Source organism: Variovorax pasteuri, from assembly GCF_051216435.1.
In the GTDB taxonomy this organism is placed as follows: domain Bacteria; phylum Pseudomonadota; class Gammaproteobacteria; order Burkholderiales; family Burkholderiaceae_C; genus Variovorax.
Window position 1 is genome coordinate 410,240 of sequence record NZ_JBPJZS010000006.1, and the last position, 8,248, is coordinate 418,487.

8 protein-coding genes and 1 tRNA gene are annotated in these 8,248 nt (G+C 62.0%); all 9 read right to left on the bottom strand.

The features are described from left to right. Position 1: 1 nt before the first annotated feature. On the bottom strand, positions 2 to 4,126 hold the full coding sequence (gene rpoB, locus ACSFBM_RS23070; protein ID WP_435486452.1) for a DNA-directed RNA polymerase subunit beta: 4,125 nt from the start codon (positions 4,124 to 4,126) through the stop codon (positions 2 to 4). 294 nt (positions 4,127 to 4,420) lie between these two features. Then, positions 4,421 to 4,798: a 50S ribosomal protein L7/L12 gene (rplL, locus tag ACSFBM_RS23075; RefSeq protein ID WP_435437826.1), complete on the bottom strand. Its 378-nt coding sequence runs from the start codon at positions 4,796 to 4,798 to the stop codon at positions 4,421 to 4,423. 43 nt (positions 4,799 to 4,841) lie between these two features. Further along, entirely contained in the window at positions 4,842 to 5,378 is a 537-nt protein-coding gene (rplJ, locus tag ACSFBM_RS23080; RefSeq protein ID WP_093243510.1) for a 50S ribosomal protein L10, read from the bottom strand. 246 nt (positions 5,379 to 5,624) lie between these two features. Next, positions 5,625 to 6,323 (bottom strand): 50S ribosomal protein L1, encoded by a 699-nt coding sequence (gene rplA, locus ACSFBM_RS23085; protein WP_435486453.1) that lies wholly within the window; start codon positions 6,321 to 6,323, stop codon positions 5,625 to 5,627. Beyond that, on the bottom strand, positions 6,324 to 6,755 hold the full coding sequence (gene rplK / locus ACSFBM_RS23090; RefSeq protein WP_056584627.1) for a 50S ribosomal protein L11: 432 nt from the start codon (positions 6,753 to 6,755) through the stop codon (positions 6,324 to 6,326). Positions 6,756 to 6,894: 139 nt separating this feature from the next. After that, positions 6,895 to 7,497, bottom strand: coding sequence for a transcription termination/antitermination protein NusG (nusG, locus tag ACSFBM_RS23095; RefSeq protein ID WP_435486454.1), 603 nt, complete (start codon positions 7,495 to 7,497; stop codon positions 6,895 to 6,897). Positions 7,498 to 7,500: 3 nt separating this feature from the next. Next, a complete protein-coding gene (gene secE, locus ACSFBM_RS23100) occupies positions 7,501 to 7,884 on the bottom strand; it encodes a preprotein translocase subunit SecE (RefSeq protein WP_093057178.1) in 384 nt (127 codons plus the stop codon). Positions 7,885 to 7,988: 104 nt separating this feature from the next. Continuing rightward, positions 7,989 to 8,064 (bottom strand) — tRNA-Trp (locus ACSFBM_RS23105). Between the two features lie 21 nt (positions 8,065 to 8,085). Then, on the bottom strand, positions 8,086 to 8,248 hold a 163-nt coding region (locus ACSFBM_RS23110; RefSeq protein ID WP_475545044.1), incomplete at its 5' end, for an EF-Tu C-terminal domain-related protein.

Below are 8,248 nucleotides of genomic sequence, written 5' to 3' on the forward strand. Positions count from 1 at the left end.
CTTATGAACGTTCGAGTTCGATGTCCAGGCCCAGGGAACGGATTTCCTTGACCAGCACATTGAACGATTCCGGCATGCCGGCTTCGATGGAGTGTTCGCCCTTGACGATGCTCTCGTACACCTTGGTACGGCCCACCACGTCGTCGGATTTCACCGTCAGCATTTCCTGCAGGACGTAGGCGGCGCCGTAGGCTTCCAGCGCCCACACTTCCATTTCCCCGAAGCGCTGGCCGCCGAACTGCGCCTTGCCGCCCAGAGGCTGCTGCGTGACCAGCGAGTACGGACCGGTCGAGCGTGCGTGCATCTTGTCGTCCACCAAGTGGTGCAGCTTCAAGAAGTGCATGTAGCCGACGGTGACCGGACGGTCGAACTGGTCGCCGCTGCGGCCGTCGTACAGGTACGCCTGCGTGCGCGTATCGGTCAGGCCCTTGAGCTTGGCGATGTCGTCCGGGTAGGCCAGCTTCAGCATGCCGCGGATTTCTTCTTCCGAGGCGCCGTCGAACACAGGCGTCGCGAAGGTCGCGCCGTTCTGCAGGTTGACTGCCATCTCGAGCAGTTCGGTGTCGCTCAGCGAACCGATGTTCTCCTGGCGGCCCGAGCCGTTGTACAGCTGCTCCATGAACTTGCGCAGCTCGGCCACCTTGGCCTCCTGCTGCAGCATGTCGCCGATACGCTGGCCGATGCCCTTGCCGGCCCAGCCCAGGTGCACTTCGAGCACCTGGCCCACGTTCATCCGCGAAGGCACGCCCAGCGGGTTCAGGCAGATGTCGCACGGCGTGCCGTCGGCCATGTGGGGCATGTCTTCGACCGGAACGATCTTGGACACCACACCCTTGTTGCCGTGACGACCGGCCATCTTGTCGCCGGGTTGCAGGCGGCGCTTGACGGCCAGGTAGACCTTGACCATCTTCAGCACGCCCGCGGGCAGCTCGTCGCCCTGCGTGAGCTTCTTGCGCTTTTCTTCGAACGCGAGGTCGAAGCTGTGGCGCGTCTGCTCCAGCGAGTTCTTGATCGACTCGAGCTGCGTTGCCACTTCGTCTTCCGCCGGGCGGATGTCAAACCAGTGGAACTTCTCGACCGACGACAGGTAAGCCTTGTCGAGCTTGGCGCCCTTGGCCAGCTTGTTCGGGCCGCCGTTGGCGACCTTGCCCGTCAGCAGCTTCTCGATACGGTCGAACGCGTCGGCTTCGACGATGCGAAGCTGGTCGTTCAGGTCGAGGCGGAAGCGCTTGAGTTCGTCGTCGATGATCTGCTGGGCGCGCTTGTCGCGCGTGATGCCTTCGCGGGTGAACACCTGCACGTCGATCACGGTGCCTTGCGAGCCCTGATCCACACGCAGCGAGGTGTCCTTCACGTCGGAAGCCTTCTCGCCGAAGATGGCGCGAAGCAGCTTCTCTTCAGGCGTCAGCGTGGTCTCGCCCTTCGGCGTGACCTTGCCCACCAGCGTGTCGCCCGGCTGCACTTCGGCACCGACATAAATGATGCCGGATTCGTCGAGGCGGTTGAGCTGCTGCTCGGCCAGGTTCGGGATGTCGCGCGTGATTTCTTCGGCGCCCAGCTTCGTGTCGCGCGCCATCACCACCAGTTCCTCGATGTGGATCGAGGTGTAGCGGTCTTCGGCGACGACGCGTTCGGAGATCAGGATCGAGTCTTCGAAGTTGTAGCCGTTCCACGGCATGAACGCGATCAGCATGTTCTGGCCGAGGGCCAGTTCGCCGAGGTCGGTCGATGCACCGTCGGCCACCACGTCGCCCTTGGCGATCTTGTCGCCGCGCTTCACGATGGGACGCTGGTGGATGTTGGTGTTCTGGTTCGAACGCTGATACTTGATCAGGTTGTAGATGTCCACACCGACTTCACCGGCAGCCGCTTCGGCGTCGTTCACGCGCACCACGACACGGGTCGCATCGACGTAGTCGACGATACCGCCGCGGGTGGCGGTGACCACGGTGCCGGAGTCGACCGCGGAAACGCGCTCGATACCGGTACCGACCATCGGCTTCTCGGGGCGCAGCACAGGCACGGCCTGACGCTGCATGTTGGCGCCCATCAACGCGCGGTTCGCGTCGTCGTGCTCCAGGAACGGCACGAGCGATGCGGCCACCGACACGATCTGCGCGGGCGACACGTCCATGTACTGGATGCGTTCGGCACCGACCAGGATCGATTCGCCGGCTTCACGCGCGGAGACCAGGTCACCGGTCAGCACGCCGTCCTTGTCCAGGGCCGCGTTGGCCTGAGCGATGACGTACTTGCCTTCCTCGATGGCCGACAGGTAGTCGATTTCCATCGTGACCTTGCTGTCGATCACGCGACGGTACGGCGTCTCGATGAAGCCGTATTCGTTCAGGCGGGCGTACAGGGCCAGCGAATTGATCAGGCCGATGTTCGGGCCTTCGGGCGTTTCGATCGGGCACACGCGGCCGTAATGGGTCACGTGCACGTCGCGCACTTCGAAGCCTGCACGTTCACGCGTCAGACCACCCGGGCCAAGGGCCGACACGCGGCGCTTGTGGGTGATTTCGGACAGCGGGTTCGTCTGGTCCATGAACTGCGACAGCTGCGAGGCGCCGAAGAATTCCTTCAGCGCGGCCGAGATCGGCTTGCTGTTGATCAGGTCGTGCGGCATCAGCGGCTCTTGCTCCGCTTGACCCAGACGTTCCTTCACAGCCTTCTCGATACGCGCCAGGCCGGTGCGGTACTGGTTTTCGGCCAGTTCGCCCACGCAACGCACGCGGCGGTTGCCCAGGTGGTCGATGTCGTCGACTTCGCCGTTGCCGTTGCGCAGGTCAACGAGGATCTTGACCACGGCCAGGATGTCTTCGTTGGTCAGCACCATCGGGCCGGTCGATTCGTCGCGGCCGACCTTGGCGTTGAACTTCATGCGGCCCACGCGCGACAGGTCGTACGTGTCCGGGTTGTAGAACAGGCGCTGGAACAGGGCCTGCACTGCGTCTTCCGTCGGCGGTTCGCCGGGGCGCATCATGCGGTAGATGGCCACGCGCGCGGCGAACTCATCGACGGTTTCGTCGATGCGCAGCGTTTGCGAGATGTACGCGCCCTGGTCCAGTTCGTTCGTGTAGATGACCTGGATGTCCTGCACGCCCGAGGTGCGCAGCTTCTTCAGCAGCGCTTCGGTGAGTTCGTCGTTGGCCTTCGACAGGATTTCACCCGAGTCGGCATCGACGATGTTGCGGGCAATGACGCGACCGATCAGGAAGTCTTCCGGCACGCTGATGTGCGTGGTGCCGCCCTGCTCGAGTTCGCGCGTGTGGCGCGCGGTGACGCGCTTGTCCTTGGCGACCACGACCTTGCCCGACTTGTCGGTGATGTCGAAGCGCGCGACTTCGCCGCGCAGGCGTTCGGCGACGAACTCCATCTGCGCGCCGCTGTCCATCAGGCGGAAGTTGTCGTTCACGAAGAAGTTCGCGAGGATCGATTCCGGGTTCAGGCCGATGGCCTTCAGCAGGATCGTGACCGGCATCTTGCGGCGACGGTCCACGCGGAAGTACAGCATGTCCTTCGGGTCGAACTCGAAGTCGAGCCACGAACCGCGGTAAGGAATCACGCGGGCCGAGAACAGCAGCTTGCCCGAGCTGTGCGTCTTGCCCTTGTCGTGTTCGAAGAACACGCCCGGCGAACGGTGCAGCTGCGAAACGATCACGCGTTCCGTGCCGTTGATGATGAACGAACCCTTTTCGGTCATGAGCGGCACTTCGCCCATGTAGACCTCTTGTTCCTTCACTTCCTTGACCACCTTCGACTGCGAGGTCGACGACTCGCGGTCATAGATGATGAGCTGCACCTTGGCGCGCACGGCCGAGGCGAAGGTCAGACCACGGGTCTGGCACTCGCGCACGTCGAACGCAGGCTTCGCCAGGTTGTACTCGAGGAACTTCATCTCGACGAAACCGTTGTGCGAGACGATCGGGAAGGCGGCGTCGAACGCGGCCTGCAGGCCTTCGACGGTGCGCTGTTTGGGGGCGATGCCGGCTTGCAGGAACGCGGTGTACGCGTCTTTCTGCATCTGCAGCAGGTAGGGAATTTCGACGACGCTGTCGCGATTACCGAAACTTTTTCGGATGCGCTTGCGTTCGGTGTAACTGTACGCGGACGATTGGGCCATGAGAGCTCCGGAGCTTGAGATCTTCAGCGACTTGTCAACAGTGCCTAGGCACTGATGCTTGGCGGCTGGCCACTACCAGCCGTTGGCGGACAGCGATGCGTTGCACATCGCCCGAACCAAGGGGTCTTCTGCAGTCGGGGTCAGAAGACACTCAAAAAGCGTCTCGTTCTGGCTTTTCCGTCGACCTGAAGGTCTCCGGGAAAGCCGGCAACGAGCCGGCTTTTGGGTGCGCTCTGAAAGCGGCAAAGGCTGGAGGGCCTTTTCAGGCACCTCCAGCCCTCTAGGGGGTCTGAATTACTTCAGTTCCACCTTGGCGCCGGCTTCTTCCAGCTTCTTCTTTGCAGCTTCAGCGTCAGCCTTGGACAGGGCTTCCTTGACAGCCTTGGGAGCGGCTTCCACCAGGTCCTTGGCTTCCTTGAGGCCCAGGCCCGTGATTTCGCGCACGGCCTTGATGACCGAAACCTTGTTCGCGCCGACTTCGGTCAGCACGACGTTGAATTCGGTCTGTTCTTCCACTGCGGCAGCAGCGGCACCGCCACCAGCGCCGGCCGGAGCGGCCATTGCAGCGGCGCTCACGCCGAACTTCTCTTCGATGGCTTTCACCAGGTCGTTGAGTTCCAGGACCGTCATGCTGTCGAGCGCGGTCAGAAATGCGTCTTTATCGAATGCCATTTTTGTTTCCTAACAATTGGGTTGAATATTTCAAACGCGAGGCTTATGCAGCCTGCGCTTCTGCCGGTGCATCGGCAGCGGGTGCAGCTTCGCCACCACCGCGCTTCTCGGCCAGCGCCGCGAGCACGCGGGCGGTACGAGAGATCGGGGATTGCATCAAGCCCAGCAATTGCGCCAGCAGCACTTCCTTGGAAGGGATGTTGGCCAGTTGCTTCACGCCGTTGACGTCCAGGGCCTTGCCGCCAAACGCGCCACCGCGAATCACCAACTTGTCGTTGGTCTTCGCGAAGTCGGCCACCACCTTGGCGGCGGCCACTGCGTCTTCGGAAAAGCCGTAGATCAGCGGACCGGTCATCTGGTCGCCGACGACTTCGAATGCGCTACCAGCAACAGCACGGCGTGCCAGCGTGTTCTTCAACACGCTGAGGGTCACACCCTTGCTGCGAGCTTCGCTGCGCAGTTTGGTCATATCGGCAACCGTGATGCCACGGTATTCCGCCATCACGAGCGTTTGAGCTTTAGCGGCGAGGCTGGTCACATCACTGATGACCGCTTCTTTCTCACTGCGATTCAGACTCAAGGTCTACTCCTTTTAATGCGATCTTCGGCCGGGGCCTCGGATCGCGCTTCATGCAGCGACCAACTGTTTCGGAACAAAAACAAATTCCTTGCAGCGGGGTCGCCATCTGCGCTGGATACCGGAAGGATCGATCCGGCGATTAAGTGCAGCGCCCTGCACACCAGCGGTCTTGGATGGCTCACGGCAACCGAGGCTGCCGCGACCCACCACATCCGCCCTGCTCCTTGCGGAGCCGGGCAAATCTCTTTAGCTCGCCGAGATGGTTTGCGTGTCCACGCGGACACCCAGACCCATGGTCGACGACACAGCCACCTTGCGCAGGTACACGCCCTTGCTGGTCGCCGGCTTGGCCTTGACCAGAGCGTCGATCAGCGCGGCGAGGTTGCTTTGCAGCTTGTCGGTGTCGAACGAACGACGGCCGATCGTGCCGTGGATGATGCCGGCCTTGTCGACGCGGAACTGGACCTGGCCAGCCTTGGCGTTCTTCACGGCCGTGGCGACGTCAGGGGTCACGGTGCCAACCTTGGGGTTGGGCATCAGGCCGCGCGGGCCGAGGATCTGGCCCAGCGTACCGACGACGCGCATGGCGTCCGGCGCGGCGATCACGACGTCGAAAGGCATGTCGCCAGCCTTGACCATGGCAGCCAGGTCGTCCATGCCGACGATGTCGGCGCCGGCGGCCTTGGCTTCTTCAGCCTTGGCGCCCTGGGCGAACACAGCCACGCGCTTGGTCTTGCCCGTGCCGTTGGGCAGCACGACGGCGCCACGCACGACCTGGTCGGACTTCTTCGCGTCGATGCCGAGCTGCACAGCCACGTCGATCGATTCATCGAACTTGGCGGTGGCGGCTTCTTTCACGAGACCGATGGCGTCAACAAGGGCGTACAGCTTGTTGCTGTCGACCTTGCCTTCGAACGACTTTTGCTTCTTGGTGCTCTTGGACATTTACACGCCCTCCACATTCACGCCCATCGAACGGGCAGAGCCGGCGATGGTGCGAACTGCTGCATCGAGGTCGGCGGCAGTCAGGTCCTTCATCTTGGCCTTGGCAATTTCTTCGAGCTGTGCGCGCGTGATCTTGCCGACCTTGTCGGTGTGCGGACGGGCCGAGCCCTTGTCCAGCTTGATGGCCTTCTTGATCAAGGTGATCGCCGGGGGCGTCTTGATGATGAAGGTGAAGCTCTTGTCAGCGAACGCGGTGATGACCACCGGCAGCGGCAGACCCGGCTCGACGCCTTGGGTTTGCGCGTTGAACGCCTTGCAGAACTCCATGATGTTCAAACCACGCTGGCCCAGTGCGGGACCGATGGGTGGTGACGGGTTGGCCTTACCAGCTGGGACTTGCAGCTTGATGAAGCCGACGATTTTTTTCGCCATGCTTTGCTCCTTGCGGGTGATATCGCCTGGGCTTGCGGCCGCGGCTCCCCGGGGTTGAACGACTCTTCGAGATCAAGGCCGCGCGCCGAGTCGGACAACGCGCAACCGAAAAACTGGCGGGGCCTTCAGCCCCGGAGGCTCAGGTCTTCTCGACCTGGCTGAACTCGAGCTCCACAGGTGTCGCACGACCGAAAATCATGACCGACACGCTGACCTTGCTCTTCTCGTAGTTGACGTCTTCGACGGTGCCATTGAAGTCGGTGAACGGACCTTCCTTGACACGCACGAACTCGCCGACGGTGAACTCGACCTTGTGACGCGGCTTCTCGGTGCCTTGCTGCATCTGGCTGACGATGTCCTCGACCTCTTTCTGCGAGATCGGTGCCGGACGGTTCTTGGCGCCGCCCACGAAGCCCGTCACCTTGTTGGTGTGCTTCACAAGATGCCAACTCTCGTCGGCCATGATCATTTCGACCAGCACGTAACCAGGAAAGAAACGACGCTCAGTGGTGCGCTTCTGGCCGTTCTTGATTTCGACCACTTCTTCGGTCGGAACCAGGATGCGACCGAACTTGTCCTGCATGCCGGCGCGGTTGATGCGCTCGATGATGTTGCGCTCGACGGCCTTTTCCATGCCCGAATAGGCATGCACCACATACCAACGCAGATCAGGGTTGGCGGCGGGGACCAGAAGAGGATGAACGTCCTCTTGCGGCGTGGTTTCAACTGCGTCGTCGGTCATTGCTTATTTTCTCCAGCCCAGAATGAGGTCGAAAAACACCCATTCGAGCGTCTTGTCGGTGAGCCAGAGGAAGACGGACATGATTGCCACGAAGGCAAACACGTAGGCCGTCATCTGCATCGCTTCCTTGCGGGTCGGCCACACGACCTTCTTGACCTCGCGCCACGAGTCGCGACCGAAGGCCCACAACTGGCGGCCGTTCTCCGAACTGCCGAAGGCAGCCACTGCAGCGGCCAGGCCAACCAGCAGCGCAGCCCATTGCACCAGCGAGCCCTGGCGCGACAGCAGATAGAACGCCACGATGGCGCCCACTGCCAACACGACCGCCACGGCCAGTTTGGCCTTGTCGGCGCCAGTGCTCACGGTTTCGATTTGAGAAGTGGCCATGTTTGGCTGTTTTCCTGTGGCCTTTCGGCCTTCAATTCAATGCGCCTCTTGAGACGCCGAAGCCCGTCGGGACGCGACGGGCTTTTTTCGGGGTGCCACCTAGGTGGCAGGGGCAGTAGGAATCGAACCTACAACCTTCGGTTTTGGAGACCGACGCTCTGCCAATTGAGCTATACCCCTCCGGTACTCTTTACGCTCGGCTTAGATGTCGAGGATCTTGGCCACGACGCCCGAACCCACGGTACGACCGCCTTCACGGATGGCGAAGCGCAGGCCTTCTTCCATCGCGATCGGGTTGATCAGCTTCACGGTGATGCTGACGTTGTCGCCAGGCATGACCATTTCCTTGTCCTTGGGCAGCTCG